This is a genomic window from Psychrobacillus sp. OK028 (genome assembly GCF_900103605.1).
GTDB lineage: Bacteria > Bacillota > Bacilli > Bacillales_A > Planococcaceae > Psychrobacillus.
Map to the genome: position 1 here is coordinate 179,199 of NZ_FNHY01000006.1, position 20,391 is coordinate 199,589.

The following is a 20,391-nucleotide window of genomic DNA, read 5'->3' on the forward strand; positions in this document are numbered from 1 at the left end:
ATAGTTTATAAAGGGGATGCTTATGAATATTAAAGTGAATTTTTCAGGAAATTTTGCAAATCTGGTAACACCAGAATTAACGAGTAAATTAAAGTCAATTCATCACGGAATACATACAAAATCAGCAACAGGTGCTGAGTTTTTAGGTTGGGTGGATTGGCCAAGTAAGATGAGCACTGAATTTCTGCAGGATATTCAAAATACAGCCGAGCAAGTACGCTCTCATTCGGATGTGCTTGTTGTTATAGGAATAGGTGGATCATACTTAGGATCTAAAGCAATTATTGAAGCATTATCGTCCCCTTTTGATAAAAAGGATGATTTGGAAGTTATTTTTGCTGGTCATATGGTTAGCGGTGAATATTTAAAGCAACTAATGTCTTACTTAGATGGAAAAGATGTGTCATTAAATGTTATTTCCAAGTCTGGTAAAACAACTGAGCCAGCTTTGGCATTTCGGTTTTTGCAGCAATATATGGAAAAACGCTATGGGGATCAGGCGACATCTCGTATTATCGTAACAACGGATGAAGAAAAAGGTGCACTTCTTTCGCTTGCAATAGAAAAAGGATACAAGCGTTATATCGTGCCAAACGATATAGGTGGAAGGTATTCGGTGTTTACTGCTGTTGGTCTACTTCCTATCGCGGCAGCAGGATATGATATTGAAAAATTAATGGCTGGGGCTAAAAATGCAGAACAGGAGTACAGCATATTAGATACAACAACCAATGGTGCTATTCAGTATGCTATTATACGCAAACATTTGTATGATGCTGGATACCCGGTTGAGATTATGGCTACGTTTGATGAAAAACTACGCTATATCCAAGAATGGTGGAAACAATTGTTCGGAGAAAGTGAAGGCAAAGAAGGTAAAGGAATCTTTCCAGCATCTGTTGTCTATTCGACCGATTTGCATTCATTAGGTCAATACATTCAAGAAGGAAAACGCATGTTATTCGAAACATTTTTAACTGTAGAAAAAGCAAATCAGGATTTAACTGTGTTTGAAGCAGAAAACGATGGGGATGAGCTTAATTATTTGAGTGGGTTAACACTCCATGAATTCAACCACGCCTGCCATGAAGCAACCGCTAGCGCTCACTTAGACGGCGGCGTACCACAAGTTTCCTTGTCCATCGAGCAAATCGACGAAGAGCATATCGGATATTTGTTGTACTTCTATATGATTTCATGCGCATACAGCGCATATTTACTAGATATTAATCCATTTGATCAACCAGGTGTGGAAGATTATAAGAATAATATCTTTAAGATTCTTAAAAAACCAGGATATTAATAAATAGAAGCTCTCCTTGTGAGAGCTTTTTTTTGTGGCTTTTTGGTCCCTACAAAGTGTCACACAATTCGAAAAATATTCAGAATCGTGTTGAATCTGTGTCAGACAAAGGGACACATCAAGAAATAACCGTAATATTTGTAACGAAACTGTAAACTTCACTCAAAACTCCTTTAGTATAAGGGATTATAGCTATGTAGAAGGTTTTCGGAATATTTTCCCACAAAGTTCCCTTACTTTTGCATGCTAAAATCAAGTTGCTCAAAAAAACTAGGAGGTACACGATGAAAAAACAATTCGTTGCAACTACATTAACAGCGATTATCGGTTTAAGCACATTCGGTGGCATTGCCCCTATTGATATGCAAAATATACAAGCTTCGGCTGCTACGTTAAATCCACAAAACAACCAGGTCGCTGTGGAAGCAAAGGCTGACCAATTAATACAAACTGCAAAAAGTTTAATAGGTAAAGCTACTTACAGTAACACAGATTATAAGCCAACTTATCCGTATAAATTCTCATGTGCAACTTTTCTGATGTACATATTCGAGAAAAATGGAGTCGATCTTGCCACTTATAACGAAGACTATATGATGAAGCAAGGTACGTACGTTGCTAAAGATCAGTTTCAAAAAGGCGATCTTCTGTTCTTTGATAGCAGAGGCGGAAATGTTCCAAATCACGTTGGGATGTACATAGGGGATAATAAAATAATTCAAATGGCAGACCCTACTCAAAAGATAGTTATTACAGATCTAGATAGCAAACCGTATTATGATGATAGTTATATTACTGCACGTCGAGTTCTACCTACACTACTTCCTTCTAACCCTGCAACAAAAGGAGATAATATTGTAAGTAAAGCGTATAGCTTAAAAGATAAAGTAACAATGGGTACTACTAATAATGCATCTACCCTACGCTTTACTGCGACTGGATTTGTTGACTATGTATATAAAGCAAATGGCGTAACTTTAGGTACAACGAACGTAAGAGAATTAATGAAAAAAGGTACTACTGTTTCTAAAGCTAATTTAAAGAAAGGCGATTTAGTTTTCTTTAATGGGGTTATTGGATCTAGTACACCAACAATGGTAGGGATTTATGCGGGAGATCACCGTATCATCGTCCCTAATTCGAATGGTGTTTTAACACGAGTTCTATTTGTAGATTATTATGCTAAGCATTATATCACTGCAAAACGTGTGATCTCTGGAGGTACAACTACTAGTGTAGCTGCTCCAGCTCCTAAAGAGACAGTTTCAGCTCCAACAACATCTACTACTCAGTCTGCTGATAAGGTTGTGAATTTCGCAACTAGTTTAATGAGTAAAGTAAAATTTGGCTATTCTTATAATGAAAGCAACTTAACTTTTACAAGTGCTGGCTTTACGTATTATGTATTTAAAAAACAAGGAATAGATGTTAAGGACAAACTAGCTAGCAGACAAGCACAAGCAGGAACAGCCGTGTCAAAAGCTAATCTTCAAAAGGGAGATCTTTTGTTCTTCTCTACTAATAATGGTAGAACAAAGATTACCCAAACAGGAATTTACATTGGAAATAATGAGTATTTAAGCCTGACTACTAAAGGTAGCGTCATTAAGGATAATTTAAATTCTACTTTTGCGAAGCAAAATTACGTTTCTGCACGTCGTGTTCTAAAATAAGCTAAAATAAAAGCATTCATCGCAACTTGCGATGAATGCTTTTTTACTCATCATTCTTTTTTAATTTGTTTGCAAAGTCAATCATGGAACGGCTGGACATAGGTCCCTTTATTAACAATATTGCTTGTTCGTTCAGCTTTGGTATTATGACTTCCATTACACCTTCTGTATCCTTGAATATATGCACGTCCGCGTTCGTTCCATCTGCTAACGCTTTCCGAGCTATTTCTTCGGCCTTGCTTCCAATGGTTATTAGCGTATGAATATTTTTTTCGGCAACAAGACTTCCAATTTCCGCATGGTATTTCTTTTCAAAACTCCCTAGTCGATTAATATCTCCTAAGACTAAAATAACATTTTTACCTGCTCCAATGGATTCTAATACATTTAATGCTGCTTTTACGGAAGTAGGATTATTTGTCCATGTATCATCTATAATTGTACTTCCTCCAATCCCCTTCGATAACTCAAGATGTCTAGACATATTTTGGAACGTTGCTAGTCGAGGTATGACAACATCTAAATCTAGCCCCATTTCATGCACAGCCGCAATTGCTGCAAGAGCGTTATACACTTGGTGCTCCCCATATCCCGGTATGAAAGCTTTATATTTTTTGTTTAAATAGTGGATGGAGAAATTCATGCCATTATTTGCGAATTCTATATTGGAGGCTCTAAAATCAGCCTTCTTGCTTATCCCAAAATAAATTATCTTTCCTTTAAATTTTCGTAAAGAAACCTTTTTCGTGTTAAGATCTTCTGCATTTAGGATTAATGTTCCGTCTTTTTCTATTCCGCTAACTATTTCTGACTTAGCTTTAATATATCCTTCCAGACTGCCACAGCCGTCTAAATGGTGTACTCCAATATTTGTAATGATTCCAATGGTAGGCTGATATATTAGGCATTGATGTTTGATATTACCCGAATTTCCTAAGCCAAGCTCGAATACTGCAGCATCTGTTTGGTCAGAGATGCCGGTTAAGTAGGGTAATGATTGTCGCGGCTCATTCTTACTGCTGATGGAAGCTTGAACATTCCTATCTATACTTAAAATATGCTTCATCATTTCCTTTGTAGTTGTTTTACCACATGTACCTGTTATAGCAACTACAGGTATTGAAAACAGTTTTCGATAGTAATCCATGAAACTCCAATATGCTTGCACGAGACTACTAACCTTTAGAACAGTTGTGTTGGACATCGCTTCTTTAAGCTCTGCATGGGATTTATCTGTGATTACTAGTGCTGGTCCCTTATTATTTATTTCCTGCCAGTTGATAGAATCACCCCTGCTCACAAACAAAAGCGTATTTCGTTTTGTCAGATCATGCCGTTTATAATAAATAGCATTTCTGACAAACCATGTGTCAGAACCACTAACTAGTTCCCCGTTCAGCAACTTTCGTAAGTCCTTTACAAGTATAGGCTTCATACTAATTCCTCCTTTCCTTCAAACTGTTTGGAAAATTATTCTCCATTTTGTAGCTTCCTATTTTCAATGATTTTTCTCCATATAGATTTATCCTCAAGCTTTGCAAATCCACCAATTCCAGGAGTATTGTTTACTTCAAATATGATTGGTTTAAGTTCTGCGTTCAGTCCTAAATCTATGCCGTATTCTCTCGATGGAACGTGTTCAGCTATCACTTTTGCCGCTGAAGTAGCCACTTTCCCTATTTCTTTAATTAATCGCTTCTTTTCTGTTTCATCCATTTGCCAATGAGACGACAATAATTCATCTACTGTTATTATTGCACTCCCTCGATGAGAGTTGAGAATACCGTTTTCAAGATTTTGCTCTGTTCCAATATTTGCATTGATGCCACCAACAAGCCATTTCTTTTTTAATAGCTGCATATGAACTCGTAGACTCACTGGCAGTCCCTGTGGTGTAAAACTAAGGACACCCTCTTGAACAATATAATTACCCATTCGGCCCATACGCTCAAATGGATGTAGCATTTGATGGAAATTTTCTAATGCTTTTACACATTTACTAATCGCTACACCTTGGATAGAATAGCCATCATAACAATATCGTCCATCCTGCAGTTGATATACTTTATAAATTGCTCTACCCTGTCCAGTTGTATCGTGTTTTACATATGCATAATCAAAACTATTAACGAAATCCTTTAAGTTAGTCATATTGTATAAAGCAGTCCTTGGAATACTATTAGCGGTTAAGCGGTTTTGCCTCAATAATAAGTACTGTTTCCACTTTCCAAGTTGTTGTTTCAAAGAATATACCTCCTTTACTTTCTTCTATTTTTGTTTCTGAGCTTTTTAATATTTTGGTATTGTTCTTCATACTCCTTGAACATTTTAAGATCAGGAACATAATTCCCTTCAATAATCCAAATGTCTCCTTGGTTTGTAACACCAACATCAAAGCCAATAATTTTCAGATCTATATTTTTTTTATCAAGCATTTGGGATGCTGACAGACAAAGCCCGTCTATTATAGTGTTTAATGGCTCACTGCTTTTAGATAAGATAGTGGAATCCTTAATTGCCTCCTCTAAAGTGAGCAGCTTTTGAGCTGCGTTTGTTATGATGAATTTTTTCCCTGCTAATTTAACTATTTTACCTGTTATCTTCCAGGTAGCTTCATCCTTTTGCGTTATGACCCTAACGTCCATTGGACATTTATCAATCGTAGCTAGTGGTACTCTTTGCTGGATTATATAATCTTTTTTGTTTAGATAAGTATCTTCCAGATATCTATAAGTTTCATCTAAATTATTCTTTACAATAGTTCTTATACCTGAATGGATTTCATAGACTTGTGGTCCTTTTCTTTTGATTTGCACAACTCCAATTCCATTTTGTCCTACACATGGCTTTATAATGACTTCACTAAACAAATATAGATAGTCTTTAAACGTGAAACGTGTAAGTAAATCTGTCTTGGGAACTACCGATTTACGTAGGTATTGATATTGATCCCATTTACTAATGGCAAAATGGAGCATAGAATCATAAATCCAAATGCCTGTTTTGTAATCGTAGATGACTTCCACTACAATCGTGTTGCAGCTTGGAAAGGAATTCCCTAATTTTTTAGCTACTAAAACAGATAGACTTTTAGATTTGTTTAGAAATAGATTTTGGAAAAGTTTAATAAAAACAGAGGAATCTTTACTATTCGTAATAGATACTGAACGCCACTTGGAAGAGGAATTTTGTCGATGGACGGTAACGAAATAACGACAAGGGATTTGTGATAGAGGAGTTGAAAATTTTAAAGGCTGAATGACATAGTATTTTTGTGTTAACTCATATTGCTTTAGATACTCGTACATTTCTTCTCTATTATTGACTCTTACCACCTTCTGCAGGGAGTTTATCTTAAACCAATTATTTTCTTTTGATATGATAATTTTCCCTGGACCAAAAGTGGGTTTTATGACAACTGTATTGTACTGATTTAAAAGAGAAAATAAAGCTTGTTTGGAAAATAAAACAGTTTCTAACAGATGATTTCGCAACTTTTTTTCTTCTTGCAATAGTTTATATTGACTGACTCTGCCTCTACCTAGTACCAATTTGTATACCCCCTTTAAATTCATCTTTTCACTTACTCAAACTTCATCCAAACCCAGAAAAGCGTTGGAAGAATTTCGCTAAAAAGGCCTCCTTTACCTTTGCTATAAACTGGGTTTGTAATGAAGAATGAATATGTTGCCTTGTGAGCGCTATATTAATTAATCATTTTTCTATTACAGTTCTTGACAGCCTAAAGCTACAATTGAACCTTGTTCAACTGGAGCTGCGCCATTTTGGTCAAAGAATCCTGTAATTTCGAAGCTTTGCACAATATCAACATTTGCTGTCGCAACTTGATCTCTAAAAACAGCTTCAAACGGAAATTCCATTCCATTCACAAGTCCTGTACCAGTTACAGTTACGACACAGTTCTGACCTTCTCTTTTACATTCAACTGAAGTAATTTCGTTTGCAGTAAAAGTGAAATTGTTTTCATCTGGTGTTTCTGTATCCTCAAAATCTAATGACAGAGTGGAAGCAGCTAGCGTCGTAACACATACTTCTGCCAAGTACGTTAAGTTTCCTTCAATCGTACCGTTCTGACCTTCAAACTTAACATTATTATCCTCAGAAAAAGCATCTACAGATACTCCACATGGACAAATATTCCCCATTATTATCCCTCCTTTCAAGTAGAATACTGTAACATATTAAGAATCTACTTCTTTTGGCAAGGCAGTTTGTCCATACAGCGCATATTTAAATTTATTAGACTTCAATCTTCCAAATCTAAGTTGGCTTATTTCGTAGTTTAAAAGCTAATTCTTTAATGGTTTGGGAGTACATATCACCTTTAATAAGAATAATTGTTTCATCATCCACAATTTCTTTTAACAAATTATAGGCGAGGGTACCATTATTAAATTTATAGACAGGTGATTTTAACCCAAGTTCCACTGCATGGTCAGCAATTATTTTGGCATGGAATCCTATTGTTATTAATAAATCTACTCCATTTTGGTAAACGATACTTCCCGCCTCTTTATGGATAATGTAACCCCAGGACCCTAAATCCGTAATCGTCCCAATTATCGCTATCTTTTTTTTCTCTGCACCCACCTCATTCAGTACCTTCAACGCTGCTTGCAAAGATGTCGTCGTCAAACTCCAAGTATCATCTAAAATGAGGGACCCATTGATGCCTTCTAAAACTTGAAGCTGCTTTTCATATTTTATAAAGGACCTTAAACGTTTTGCTGCATCCGTCACACTTACCCCCATTTCATAAACAGCAGCAATTGCATATAGCGCATTGTATACTTGATGCTCTCCAAAACCTGGTACAAATACTTGATAGTTTTTGTTTTTATGTTGGACACTAAATTGCATACCATCATTTCTGTAATGAATATTCATTGCTTTAAAATGACAATTTCTTTTCTTGCCAACTTTGACGATTTTTCCAGAGAAACGTTTTACATTAATCTTCCGAGTATTTATATCATCTCCGTTAATAATTAGTACACCTGTAGGATCTATAATATCGACCATTTCTCCCTTTGCAGCTATATAACCTTCAAGCGTTTTGCAATAATTAAGGTGATGAGCACCTATATTTGTAATAATTCCTATGGTTGGCTTGAAATATTCTCCAGCTTTTAGAACGTCTCCTGGTGCACCAACAGCCGTTTCGAATATCGCTGCTTCCGTGTCCTCTTCCATTTTTAAAAGATATTGTAAATAGGCTGTCCGTGAATTACTCGTGAGATTTGTAGCAGTCACTTTATGATCAAAGGACAAAATATGCTTAATCATTTCCTTTGTGGTTGTTTTACCTGAGGTTCCTGTAATAGCGACAACTGGAATATCAAATAAGCTTCGATAATAATGGATAAACGTCCAATAGGCGTGTTCCGAATTTGCCACATAGATGACCGTTACATTATCAGGAATTTCATTTTCTTTATAGTTCCATTCTGTCGCTAGCACTAAAGGAAAAAACTCCTCCAGACTTTTCCAGTTAACAATTCTTTTATTTGTAAATAGAATTGTATTTTTGTGCTTAATTTGTTTAATACGGTAGGCACCAAAATAGATTTTCGTGTCATCCATTCCTTGTACTAACTTACCAGCAATAATTCCTCTAATTTTGCTTACTGTATGGGCTTTCATACTTCTAAACACCCCCTTCACTCTCATCATATGTTGATATCTATAAGTGGATTGGATAATTTTCAAATAATTTACGTGATATTCAACCATCGCAACAATTAGACCAATCATACATATAAAGAGAGTCTGTATAAAAAAGGAGTGAACTGTTTGAAATCAATTATTTTTATAAGTACAAATAAGTCAGGCTCCAGTAGAGAGGCTATTAAAGCAGCTGAAAAATTGGGGTACTATACAATTCTTTTTACAAATAATGAGAAACAACTTGAGCAAAGAAAAGAATATATGGAAGTTCACAAAATGATTTCTGTGAACACAAATAGCATAGAGGAGATGGGAGAGGAAATTTCTAAGTTATTGCTCAAAGGTATAGATATAAAAACAATTGTAAGTTTTATCGACCCATTTGTTCATATCGCCTCTATTCTTTGCGATAAATTTTGTCAAAACTATAATTCATCCAATGCCATTAAAATTATGGAAGATAAAGAGGAGACACGAAAGTTTTTAGCGGATAAACCTTACACACCAAAATTTATATCTATTCTTCCAGATGATATAATTTCCACTAAGTCACTGATCCAGGAAATAAACCTACCCATCATCGTAAAATCTCCAAAATCAACGGGTTCTAAGGATGTGCTTTTAGCTCGCGGTAAAGCTCAGCTAGAAAAGTATATTCAAATGCTACGCAGTAAGTACCCCGAAGAAACGATTATGCTTGAAGAGTTTATTGAAGGAGAGCAATGCTTAGTAGAAGCTATTATCTATAAGAAACGTGCACATATTGTTGGAATTATTGAGCAAGAAATTACGAAAGGAAAACGATTTATCATTACTGGCTACGGAGTACTACAAGAAGTGCCAGACAATTTTAAAAAGGAATTGGAGGATGTACTTCATTCAATCGTTACTGCTTTTGACATCGAAAACGGTGCAATGCATCTCGAGATACGATTATCTGAAAGTGGCTGGAAGCTAATCGAGATTAACCCAAGGATATCGGGCGGAGCAATGAATAAGATGATTGAGGCAGCATATGGATTTAGTTTAGTCGAAGAAACAATTAAGCTATTTGTAGGAGAACAGCCGAACCTTACACCAAGACATAAAAAACATGTATTTACGAAGTACATTATTTCTAGCCAAAAAGGAATACTGGAAAAAGTGACTGGAAAAGGGAGAGCAAGCAAATCTCCGGGAGTAGTAGCCGTCTATGTTAAGCCTAAAAAAGGGACTCTTATAATGCCACCATTATCCATGGGACATCGATATGCATATATCATTGCAACCGGAAGTAGTTTAGCAGAAGCCAAAACGAATGCAAATACCGCAGCATCAGAAATTGAATTCCATATACAAGGATACGAAAATTAGAACACCTTATAGGTGCTCTTTTTTTTGTATAATACTAATAACTTTTATGATAAGCGTAATAAACCCAAGTAACAGTGCTGCAATATGTGCGCACTATTACTTGGGTATAATTTATTCTCTAAAGAATCTATCCAAAAACTGAACAGTATCAAACATATTTGTTTTACTAGCACCTTTTACTAAAATAGTATCATTCTTCTTCACGATTTCCTTTAAAAGTTCATGCATTTTATCCTTATCTGTAAAATGATACGTATGCTGTGCTGGAAAGCCCCTTGCAATTGCTTGTGCTCCAATTTCTTCTGTCCGATAACCGTAAGTGATTAACACATCGATCCCCTGCTCATACACATAATCTCCAACCTTACGATATTCCTGCTCTCTTAAATCTCCTAATTCTCTCATTTGACCAATAATTGCTATGTTACGATTCTTCCCTATATTTTTTAATACATCAATGGCAGCTTTTACGCCTTGGGGATGTGAGTGAACCGTGTCATCAATTACGGTTATGTTATCTTTGCAATCATAAACTGTTAACCTTCTAGGTGGTTTTCTAAAAATTAGACCTGCCTTTATTTCCATTGGTGTAAACCCTAAGTAGTCGGCAACTGCAATAGCGTTTAATGCGTTATAAACATGATGCTCCCCTAAAATAGGGATAAACATCTCTATTTCTTGTCGCTGTAGCTTAATCTTAAAGCTCATGCCGTTATCCACATATTTAATACCGTAGGCTCTATAATTGGCTGGTGATTTTGTACTAACTGTCATAATCTTCCCTTTAAATTGATTCGTCTCCAAATGCTTTGAGTTATCATCATCTTTATTGATAACTAGAATACCCGTTTGATCCATGCCGTGAATTAACTCAGACTTTGCCTTTGCAACTCCTTTAATATCTCCATCAAAGTTTCCAACATGTGCAAGACCAATATTCGTTACAACACTAATATTAGGTTGGATAATACTACAATGCTCTGTAATAACACCTGGGTAGGCCATCCCATATTCGAGGACAACTGCTTCATGTGTTTGATTAATTTCCTCAGCATGTTTTTTTGTATGCTCTGTTGTATTCCAATAATCCTTTGACTCGAAAATATTCCATTTTTTAGCCAAAATAGATGCAAGAAAAGCTTTAGATGTCGTTTTTCCAGCACTCCCTGTTATTGCGATGATCGGTAATTTCTTTTTGACCTTACTATTTCTTTTTTTAGCTGCTGCTATTTCCTTTCTAATTTGCAGTTGATTTTCTGCAACGTATTTAGCATATTTTATCGAATTTATCACGACGTCTAATTCTAAATAGAAGGCTGGTGGACATCCAGGGCGCCAGTTCACCTCGTAGATCCAAATTTTTAGATTTTCATCTAATCCAATATCTATTCCTATTTCATCAATTACCTCGCCGTACTTTTCCATTTGAATTTGATCTAGGTGTTCAGCTAATGACAAAGAAAAGTGCTCCAGCAGGCGCCTAATATTAAATGCCTCTTCCTTAAATTCCTGCTGAAGAAATGGGTCTAAGTAATTCGTAAACCCTCCATTATTAATATTGGCAATGATCGAACCATTTGGTGCAATCCTTGGATAAATAGTCGTGACTACCCATTTACCATCTCCGTTTTTCTGAACATGAAGCCTAAAGTCAAATACCTGACCAGATTTTGTAGTGGAATTTATATATGGTTGGACTATATAGGTGCCTTCTGACAGTTTTCCTTCGAGAAAGCTATTTATCCCTTGCTTCGTATATGTTGCATCATGAGAGTCCTTTCTCACTACATAGGTATCTCCTACTTTACTGATGAAATAGATTCCCTTCCCCTTTCTTCCATCAATTGGTTTAAAGACAATCTTATGAAAGGAGGAGATGAATTTATGAAAACCCTCTACATTCTTTATTATTTCAGAGGGAATTAAGTAGCTTGAAAATTCCTTTGCTCCCTTAAGCCGTTCATTGATATTCCACTTGTTTCCTATGGAGTTTGTTGTAAAAGGAATTTCACTTTTTAGTTTGTTAATAATCAACTTAGATTTAGCTAATTTTTCGGGACTTCCTGCATTATAAATTACGTCCGGAAAAGGCATAATTCTTTCCTTCCAGCCTCCATTTTCATATACTTGCCCTCGTATTGTTCGATTAACAAAATTTACGGTGCCTGGTGAAAAATAAAAAAAGTTGACTCCTTCCGCCTTAGCAACTGCTGCATATGCATAAGACTTTATAACAGTTGTTGGATTCCTTCGGTGATGTAGCATTCCTATTGTTGTCATTGATTTTCTCCCTTATATTTAATTTTTTACATAGCTATATATCTATTAAATTCAGTGATAAAGCTTTGTATATGGACAAACGTTCAGTTTATGTAAATTTCAACTTAAAGGAGATTTCCCAAAAGGAGTTATTCTTTTTAGTGCAGAAAAATTCATTAGATGTGGGCGTTTGTTGGAACAATTCGTAAATTGGTGTTATGAGGAAAATAATATCTGGAAGTAGTAGCCCCTCGTACGCTACTATCGAGAAAATTCCTAAAAAACAAAAACAGATGGAGAAAAACGACTATCTTTCTCCATCTGTTTTATTTTCGAGACTTATTAGACAGCCTTTTGCTTGGTATTACCATTTTGGCTCAATGATAATTTTTCTTTTAAGCATTTCCGTATCTAACGGTTGTATCGCACAGATACAGCTGACATCTACAACCTTACAGATAGATGTTTTCTCTAGTTTAACTACATCACAAGGAGAGTTAGTTAAACTGCCTTCAATATCTAAAGGACGTAGCAATGAAATGGTTGCACAACAATTGTCTAAGTCCACCGATTCTATTCGGAAAAATTTTGTTTCAATACCCTCCATGACACTGTGTAAGCTCAAGAATTCTCCATTTTGTGTTACCAGGAGGAAGGGAATAGTATCAGTTCCGACTATTTTAGCGAGTAGGTTTCCAAAAAATTTTGTTTGAGAGTTTTGTAATAAATCCTGGAGTATTTTTAATTCGAAAAGTGCTTCACAAATACAATGATTACTTATTCGTTCACTGTTCAATTCCTTATCACTCCCTCCCTACCTTGGTATTCTTATCATATTAAGAATACCAAGGTAGATACGGGTAAAAGGCATCTACTTTCTCGTTAAAATGGCTCAATATAAAATTTTATTTCCTTAGCAGCAGCTTGAGCAATTTCCTTTGCTTGGGCTTCTGTTTCAGAAACTGCGATGATGCAAGCATAGCGGTCACCCATTGAATAAGGTTTCTTAAGAACTGTCCCTTTCAATGGTTTAACATAAACGTATGTGACCCCTGGATGCGCTAATGCCTGTTCTTTCCCTTTAACTTTCAGTAGTTTGCCTCGTGATTGAATAGTTAAATACGTAGCGTTCACGTATTTACTCTTGGTTTTGGTGAATGCAGGTTCTTCTCCTAAATAAGTATTTAATATTTCTTTCAACAAATTAATGCCAGTACCCTCTTCAATAATTTGGTTCATGACACCTCCGGACATTCTTGGATTTATCTCAATTAGCTTCCATTCATTTTGAACTAGCTTCAGCTCCATATGACAGGAGCCGTTTGAAAAGCCTAGTTCCCTCATGATGTCCGAAATATGAGTTATCAGGTTTATACGCAATGTTTCTTCTAATATTGCAGGATACTGATAAGCACCGACAATAAACTTTCCATTGTAGATAACGTCTTGCTCCAATACCTCCATAAATTTCAGTACACCGTTGTGGACGACCAATTCAACGAGATACTGGGACCCTTCCAAAAATTCTTCTATTAGTAAGCTACTATTAGGATATTTATCTCTCAAATATCCGATGGCTTTCGTCAGCTCGGCAGCCGTTGTAACCATGAACACATCCTTGGAACCGTTTGAAACAGGTGCCTTGATCACTAGAGGGAGTGGGAGGGGGGAGTTACCATTTATATTTTGAAGGGAATCCTCTGGATGAGTTATCCAATATACAGGAGTTATGGGGAGATGCTTTATTGTTTCTCTTAATGTTATTTTGTTTTCCATTATGCTTAATGGTTGTAAGGAGACGACCTTTAACCCTAGCAGTTTGGAAAGACGGGCTGCGTATGCAACATACGGATCTATGAAACTAACACATGCACATATTTGTTTACCTGTTTTCTGCAGCAATAATATTTCGTATGTTATGCGCTGCTCGTTCAACAAGTCCTTTATGAGAATAGCCTGATCTACTTCTGCAAATTCCAGATGGCTGTGTTTATCCGTGAATAATATGACGGCGTATCCCATTTCCTTTGCAACCGTTAATGCTGCTCTACTTGTGCCATATTTATTACTCCCGATAAATACAATTGTCTTCATCACACTAACCACCTTCATCCATATTCGCTTTGTTACAGAATATGTGGAAGAAAGGAAGTCGGTGAGTGAACTGTTCTACCTGCATTATAAGAAAATCCGAGAAAAAGACGCCAAGTCTTAAAATTTCAATGCTGTTTCTATAGGTTTTCGAAGGATTTTGGATAGACATTTTGCATATGTTTACCGATTATTTTTTGAGATGATAGTCGTGACTAACGTCACGACTATCATCTCTTCTCCCGGTAATCTTATGGCGTCTGCCTGTCCGTCACCCTCTTAAAACTCTTAAAAACAGGTTAGTGCGGTTTTGATAATTAGTGAAAAGAATACTCTCCTATTTAAAAAGGAAGCTTACGAAGATGCAATTTCGTTCGCTATTTCGCTTCTTTTTTTAGAGAACACTTACTATTTTTTCCACTAGTATAAAAGAAATGCTGCTTCTTCATCCTCATTTCTTCTTTACTTTGCCTAATATTATCATCTAAGCAATACGCTGTGGCCAATTTAGTTAGGGAGTACCACTCGCTTCGTTGATTGTAGTGCAAGGTGGCGACTTCAGCGGGATGAGTGAGACAGATGAGATATCACAGCGGCGCGTAGCGACGGTGATAGCTCATCGCTCACCCCGCGAAACGCGTCCACCTGTAACGAAAATCAGTAGAATTATTTATTTATTTATTCTAAAAAAGTGCGCATAATTTATGCACACTTTTTTAGCTTATTTGGTTGAATCTATTACAAGCATCGCTGCTCCTAGCATTCCTGCTTCATTGCCAAATTTTGCACGGGTCACTTGAACTGGCTTTAGCTTTAAAGGCTCTACTTTAGCAAGAAGCTCTTCCCACCAGTAATCTGCAGAGTCAGAAACCCCTCCACCAATAACAACACAGTCCATATCGAGCACTGCTTGAAGACTGGAGATAACTATCGCAAAGTCAGATAGGAAACGCTCACGAACTGCTATTGCACCAGTGTTTCCCTCTGCAGCTAAACGGAAAACATCATGGGGCTTCGCCAATTCATTAGTTTCTGCATTGATGACATTGCCCTCTTGAATTAGTCTTTTAATAGCTGTTCCAGAAACGTACTCTTCACTACAGCCAGGTCTGCCACATCCACATACTATACCGTTTGGATACAAGATTAAATGACCAACCTCGCCACCGCCACCATTTGTTCCATTCATCACTTTTCCATCAAGCACTATGCCCCCACCGAGTTTTGTTCCAACTGTTAAGCAAACGACTTGTTTGGAACCTGCTGCTGCACCAAGTCTAGCTTCTGCTAACGCAGCACAATTGGCATCGTTGTTTATCTCTACAGGAAGTCCGGTTGCTGCTTCAAGCAAAGCTTTGACTGGCGTCCCTTGCCACCCAGGCATTTCTGTTTCAAACGTAATGACACCCGTTGCCGCATCTACCATCCCTCGAGTTCCAATTCCTATTCCAGCAATGTCTGGGACTTCGTTCTTCATAGCAAGAACCTGCTCCTCTAAATATGGATATAAAGGTAATACAGTTGGTATAGTCTTATCAACTAGAACTTCACCCTGTTCATTTACGACACCCAATCGGATTTTAGTTCCTCCAATGTCTACTCCTAGTATCTTCTTCAATTCTCTATCCCCTTTTTAAATGCGACCACAAAGGCTTCATATGGACGAATTTCTACTGTATTCTCATTTGTATTTAGCGTATCATAGTTCGATATAATAATTTCTCGTGATTTTGAAGTCACATCACAGTCTTTCCATTCTAGCTGCTCTCTTTGATCGGAGAAATTTGTAACTACTAACCATTCTTCATCAGCCGACTGCCGTTTATAAACAAATAAGCTCGGATGATCAGCAAATAATAGTTGAAAGCTTCCATGGGTAATAATGTCATGCTGTTTTCTAAGCTGTATTAGCTTTTGATACGTATAAAAAATAGAAGTGGAATCATTTATTGATTGTTCGACATTTATCTCATCGGTATTTGGATTCATTCGAATCCACGGCGTACCTGTCGTAAAGCCACCCTCTGATGTCCATTGCATAGGTGTTCTGGCATTATCTCGACCCTTTGCATAAATACCAGACATAATGTCTTCGTGAGAAATCCCCTGCTCCATTTTTTCCTTATACATATTCAATGTTTCAATGTCTCGGTAATCCTCAAGCAATGGGAATACCACATTCGTCATGCCGAGCTCTTCTCCTTGGTATATATACGGGGTACCTTGAAGCATATGCAGACAGATTGCTAACATTTTCGCGGAAAGCTCTCGATATTCTCCATCATTACCAAAACGAGATACTACTCGCGGTTGATCATGGTTGTTCCAATATAAGCTGTTCCATCCTACTTTATGAAGTGCAAGCTGCCACTTTTCAAAATTTCTTTTTAAGTCGACTAGCTTTAACGGCTGTACATTCCATTTTCCACCTGGACCACTATCCAAGTCCATATGCTCAAATGTAAATACCATATTTACTTCTTTGTTATACGGATTTGTGTATATTTGAGCATCGTCAGTAGTCGCGCCAGGCATTTCACCGACTGTGACTACATCATATTTACTAAGTACTTTTTCGTTCATCTCCCGAAGATATTGGTGAATTTTCGGTCCATTAATAAAGTAAGGACTTCCATCTCCATACAAATTATTCGGATGAATTGTACCATCAGGCAGGTCCAAAGCCTTCGATATAAAGTTGATAACATCCATACGGAAGCCACCAATCCCTTTTTCGAGCCAATACGTCATTAATTGGTACACGTCCCCTCTTAGTGGCTCATGCTCCCAGTTTAAATCTGGCTGCTTCTTGGAGAATAAATGTAAATAATATGAATTAGTCAACTCGTCTTTTTCCCAAGCAGATCCGGAGAAAACGGAGCCCCAATTATTAGGAGGCTGTCCGTCTTTCCCATCTCTCCATATATAGTAATCACGGTACTTAGAATTTTTAGAAGACCTAGATTCTACAAACCATTCATGCTCATCTGAACTATGATTGACGACTAAATCCATGACAATTCGAATGCCTCGATTTTTAGCTTCTTCAATTAGCTGTTCCATATCTTCCATTGTGCCGAATTCATCCATAATTGTTCGGTAGTTTCGAATATCATAGCCGTTGTCATCATTAGGAGAATCATAGACAGGACTCAACCATATAACATCAATCCCTAACTTTTCTAGATAATCTAACTTAGAAATAATGCCTTGAATATCCCCAATACCATCTCCATTCGAATCCATAAAGCTTCTAGGATATATCTGATACACAACACTTTTCTTCCACCAAGGTTCCATTTGTCGCTCCATTTTTCCACCGCCCTAAAATGTAACTTAATAGAGTTATTTTAATCTTCCCGCAACAATTATGCAAGCGCTTGCACGATTTGTTTTTACAGTAATATAATTAATTGCACGCCTACTCTAGTTCTGATTTCTCTATGTAAACGGCAAACTCGATATGTGTATCTCCGCCCCAGGAAGAACTTCCGTTATCATTTACATCAGGATACGTAATATTATCTAAGCTATCATATGTGTTCCAACCAAAATAATACGGTGGTACTGTTAGAGAATCCGTTAATGAATTGATGACTGTTATCCACTCTTTCGAAATTTTCATAGTTCCATATGGATTCTCAGCCAGATTTATCTTTTGCTCTAGTTGCACACCTGGTTCATAGTGTTCTTCCTCACCACTAATTTGAAATCCTCTTTCATTTATTAAGTAGAGCTTCATATAATCCACCTGGTTTTGGGGTGGATAATGCCAAACAGTATGGAAGGTTGATGGGTCCTTGCTATTGATCTTCCAAACTTTTATTTCACCACTTGTCGAAACAAAAACCGCATTCCATTTACGCTTGTTCCACTCCCATAAACTTAATCCATATATTTTTTCGCCTGCAATAAAAGGAACAAATACATGACGGTCATCTAAAAAAATGGTATCTTGGATTTCGCCGTTAGAAACATATGAAAAATGATTAGTCATCTCTTTAAATAACTGTTCATCATTTGGAAAGGACGTGGGACCTGAAGTGTAATACCAGAAACATGCGGAAAGTAAGATAACTCCTATGAGCATAGAGATAATTAATTTAGTTTTTTTCACTTATTTCCCTCCTCAAACAGAGATTGCTTCGTTTGAAAATAGAGCTGCTTCTCCTGTGAAGTTATCAATATTCCTTTTCCATTGTTCTCTAGAAAAATAGTAGCACGAATCCCGCTTCCCCATTTCGGAAAGGTATTTGCCAGTATATAAGGAAAACGTTCAGTTTTTTGGGTTTCCAAATATATCTCGTTGTACCAACTATCACTAAAATAATCTTTTTTCTCAGCACCTTGTAGAGAGGCTACTAATTTTTCCGTAACAAACGAGACTTCGTTTGCCGTTGGATGCGTATTAATAATATATGCATCCTCCACATTTGAAATATATATACTTGGGTCATTTCCGGGATAAAGTAAATTATTTATTGGTATTCCAACTAACAGGGATATTAATAAAATGAAATTAGCACCAAAACCTAACCATGCGAAGGGTCGGTACTTTTGCCATTTCTCCTTATTCTTTCTTAGGAACAAATATAATAACCATACACCAAGGGGAAGGATAGGAATTTGTATTACACGACCAAAATACTCTAAATTAATAGAAAAAGTAAAAAGACCGATGAGGATAATTAAGACTACTTTCCATACGACAGGCTGTTTCAATTGAGTTTTATATAGACGGAAAGCAATTATGCCAGTTATAATCCATCCTAAAAAAATCATTATCTGTTCAACAATTTCAACATTCCACCAAATAATCATTCCCTCTTTTCGTCTATTGTATATCCTTTAATTCTCCATAACTTCCAATTTCCCCTTCTAAAAGTTATCACGCCAATAATGGAATCAAGAAATTCTTACACCGATTGGTTACGAAATGAGATATCTATTAATCCTTCTTTTTGTACTAGCAAAAAATAATCATGCACTATCCAAGTTCTATGAAATACATTAGAATCATTTCTATTAAAACAATAGAACCAAATACAATAGCTAGGGTACCTTTACTTGACGCAAATAGCGCAGTAGTAGCAAGTCCAAATACAATCAGTTGAAGGATTATTCTAATAGGAATAGTCACTGGGAAATTGGCTTTTGGAGCTATAAATGCGCCCCAAAATATTGCCACTAGTAGTGGGGTACCTATTCCCATAACGATATTGATGAACCCTCCTTTGTTCATATGGAAGCCCCAGTACGAAAAAGCACCAAGCGCACATAATTCCAGCATAAAAAACAAACCGAACACTATATATTGGAATACTAGCATTCTATTTTCCCCCTAAAATTTTTTCCTTTCTTTGTTCGTATTCCTCTAGCTGATCAAAAGGGTGGTACACTGTATTTCCGTGACATACTTCTAGCTGTTTTGGTTTTAAGTGTTTTATAATACTTGCACTTGCTAAGGCTTGCTTCATATCTGCTGTGAACACAGCCATAGGAGGTTTGAGTTTTCCTTTTTTAGAGGTGAATAAATCTCCAGCTAATAAAACTTGATCTTGCTCATGATAATAGACGACATGACCTGGAGAATGCCCTGGTGTGAAATAAGGGGTAAGTCCCCCGATTTTCATTAATGTATTAGAATCGTCTTCTAATAAGGGCTTTGTTAAAGTTTTCGGAAGATTATTCTCCAACTTTTTTCGTTTTGGATATATAATTTCTCCTTCCATGTAAGGGATTTCGATGGAATGAGCGTATACTGGGACTTCATATTTTTTTAAAATTCCTTTTATCGCTCCTACATGATCGGAATGTCCATGCGTTAAAAGAATTCTCTGTAACGATAAGCCATTATGTTGTTCTATAAATTTGATGATTCCTTTAGTCATCATTGGCATTCCCGCATCTACTAATGTGATTCCTTCCTCATCCGCTACAACCCACACATTAATAGGAACAATCATCCATGTTTTCAAGCTCCAAATATGTTCAGAAATCCTTTTTACCTGCATCCCCACTACC

Annotated in this window: 17 protein-coding genes; 3 read left to right on the forward strand and 14 right to left on the reverse strand. The window is 36.6% G+C overall.

The window, feature by feature from the left end:
- The first annotated feature begins 16 nt into the window (after positions 1-16).
- Positions 17-1,303, forward strand: a complete 1,287-nt coding sequence (locus tag BLR36_RS11920; protein ID WP_254771396.1) for a glucose-6-phosphate isomerase — start codon at positions 17-19, stop codon at positions 1,301-1,303.
- 284 nt (positions 1,304-1,587) lie between these two features.
- Positions 1,588-2,976 (forward strand): C40 family peptidase, encoded by a 1,389-nt coding sequence (locus tag BLR36_RS11925; protein WP_093061955.1) that lies wholly within the window; start codon positions 1,588-1,590, stop codon positions 2,974-2,976.
- 43 nt (positions 2,977-3,019) lie between these two features.
- Here BLR36_RS11925 and murF read toward each other — a convergent pair whose 3' ends face one another.
- The 5 genes from murF to BLR36_RS11950 form a co-directional block, all read right to left on the reverse strand.
- Positions 3,020-4,411: a UDP-N-acetylmuramoyl-tripeptide--D-alanyl-D-alanine ligase gene (gene murF / locus BLR36_RS11930; protein ID WP_093061956.1), complete on the reverse strand. Its 1,392-nt coding sequence runs from the start codon at positions 4,409-4,411 to the stop codon at positions 3,020-3,022.
- Between the two features lie 35 nt (positions 4,412-4,446).
- On the reverse strand, positions 4,447-5,220 hold the full coding sequence (locus BLR36_RS11935) for a YheC/YheD family protein (RefSeq protein WP_093061957.1): 774 nt from the start codon (positions 5,218-5,220) through the stop codon (positions 4,447-4,449).
- Between the two features lie 14 nt (positions 5,221-5,234).
- Complete coding sequence (locus BLR36_RS11940; protein ID WP_175454064.1) at positions 5,235-6,527, reverse strand: YheC/YheD family protein; 1,293 nt, start codon at positions 6,525-6,527, stop codon at positions 5,235-5,237.
- A gap of 174 nt (positions 6,528-6,701) precedes the next feature.
- A complete protein-coding gene (locus BLR36_RS11945) occupies positions 6,702-7,142 on the reverse strand; it encodes a hypothetical protein (protein WP_093061959.1) in 441 nt (146 codons plus the stop codon).
- A gap of 115 nt (positions 7,143-7,257) precedes the next feature.
- Positions 7,258-8,640: a Mur ligase family protein gene (locus BLR36_RS11950; RefSeq protein WP_093061960.1), complete on the reverse strand. Its 1,383-nt coding sequence runs from the start codon at positions 8,638-8,640 to the stop codon at positions 7,258-7,260.
- Between the two features lie 150 nt (positions 8,641-8,790).
- Between BLR36_RS11950 and BLR36_RS11955 the strand changes: the two genes are divergently transcribed.
- Positions 8,791-10,017 (forward strand): ATP-grasp domain-containing protein, encoded by a 1,227-nt coding sequence (locus BLR36_RS11955; RefSeq protein ID WP_371326720.1) that lies wholly within the window; start codon positions 8,791-8,793, stop codon positions 10,015-10,017.
- A 111-nt stretch (positions 10,018-10,128) separates the two neighbouring features.
- Here BLR36_RS11955 and BLR36_RS11960 read toward each other — a convergent pair whose 3' ends face one another.
- From BLR36_RS11960 to BLR36_RS12000, 9 genes are all read right to left on the reverse strand, one after another.
- Positions 10,129-12,297, reverse strand: a complete 2,169-nt coding sequence (locus BLR36_RS11960) for a YheC/YheD family protein (RefSeq protein ID WP_093061962.1) — start codon at positions 12,295-12,297, stop codon at positions 10,129-10,131.
- A gap of 343 nt (positions 12,298-12,640) precedes the next feature.
- Complete coding sequence (locus tag BLR36_RS11965) at positions 12,641-13,072, reverse strand: CotY/CotZ family spore coat protein (protein WP_093061963.1); 432 nt, start codon at positions 13,070-13,072, stop codon at positions 12,641-12,643.
- Between the two features lie 86 nt (positions 13,073-13,158).
- Positions 13,159-14,370 carry an ATP-grasp domain-containing protein gene (locus tag BLR36_RS11970; protein WP_175454065.1) on the reverse strand — a complete coding sequence of 404 codons (1,212 nt, stop codon included), beginning with the start codon at positions 14,368-14,370 and terminating at the stop codon, positions 13,159-13,161.
- Between the two features lie 718 nt (positions 14,371-15,088).
- A complete protein-coding gene (locus BLR36_RS11975; RefSeq protein WP_093061965.1) occupies positions 15,089-15,985 on the reverse strand; it encodes an ROK family protein in 897 nt (298 codons plus the stop codon).
- Entirely contained in the window at positions 15,982-17,679 is a 1,698-nt protein-coding gene (locus tag BLR36_RS11980; RefSeq protein ID WP_093061966.1) for a glycoside hydrolase family 13 protein, read from the reverse strand. Before BLR36_RS11980 ends, BLR36_RS11975 begins: the two co-directional genes overlap by 4 nt.
- 109 nt (positions 17,680-17,788) lie before the next feature.
- Positions 17,789-18,484 (reverse strand): hypothetical protein, encoded by a 696-nt coding sequence (locus tag BLR36_RS11985; protein ID WP_093061967.1) that lies wholly within the window; start codon positions 18,482-18,484, stop codon positions 17,789-17,791.
- Positions 18,481-19,188 carry a hypothetical protein gene (locus BLR36_RS11990; protein ID WP_093061968.1) on the reverse strand — a complete coding sequence of 236 codons (708 nt, stop codon included), beginning with the start codon at positions 19,186-19,188 and terminating at the stop codon, positions 18,481-18,483. The genes BLR36_RS11985 and BLR36_RS11990 overlap by 4 nt, the downstream gene beginning before the upstream one ends.
- Before the next feature lie 166 nt (positions 19,189-19,354).
- Complete coding sequence (locus tag BLR36_RS11995) at positions 19,355-19,696, reverse strand: YrdB family protein (RefSeq protein ID WP_254771397.1); 342 nt, start codon at positions 19,694-19,696, stop codon at positions 19,355-19,357.
- Position 19,697: 1 nt separating this feature from the next.
- Entirely contained in the window at positions 19,698-20,381 is a 684-nt protein-coding gene (locus BLR36_RS12000; protein ID WP_093061969.1) for an MBL fold metallo-hydrolase, read from the reverse strand.
- Between the last annotated feature and the right edge of the window lie 10 nt (positions 20,382-20,391).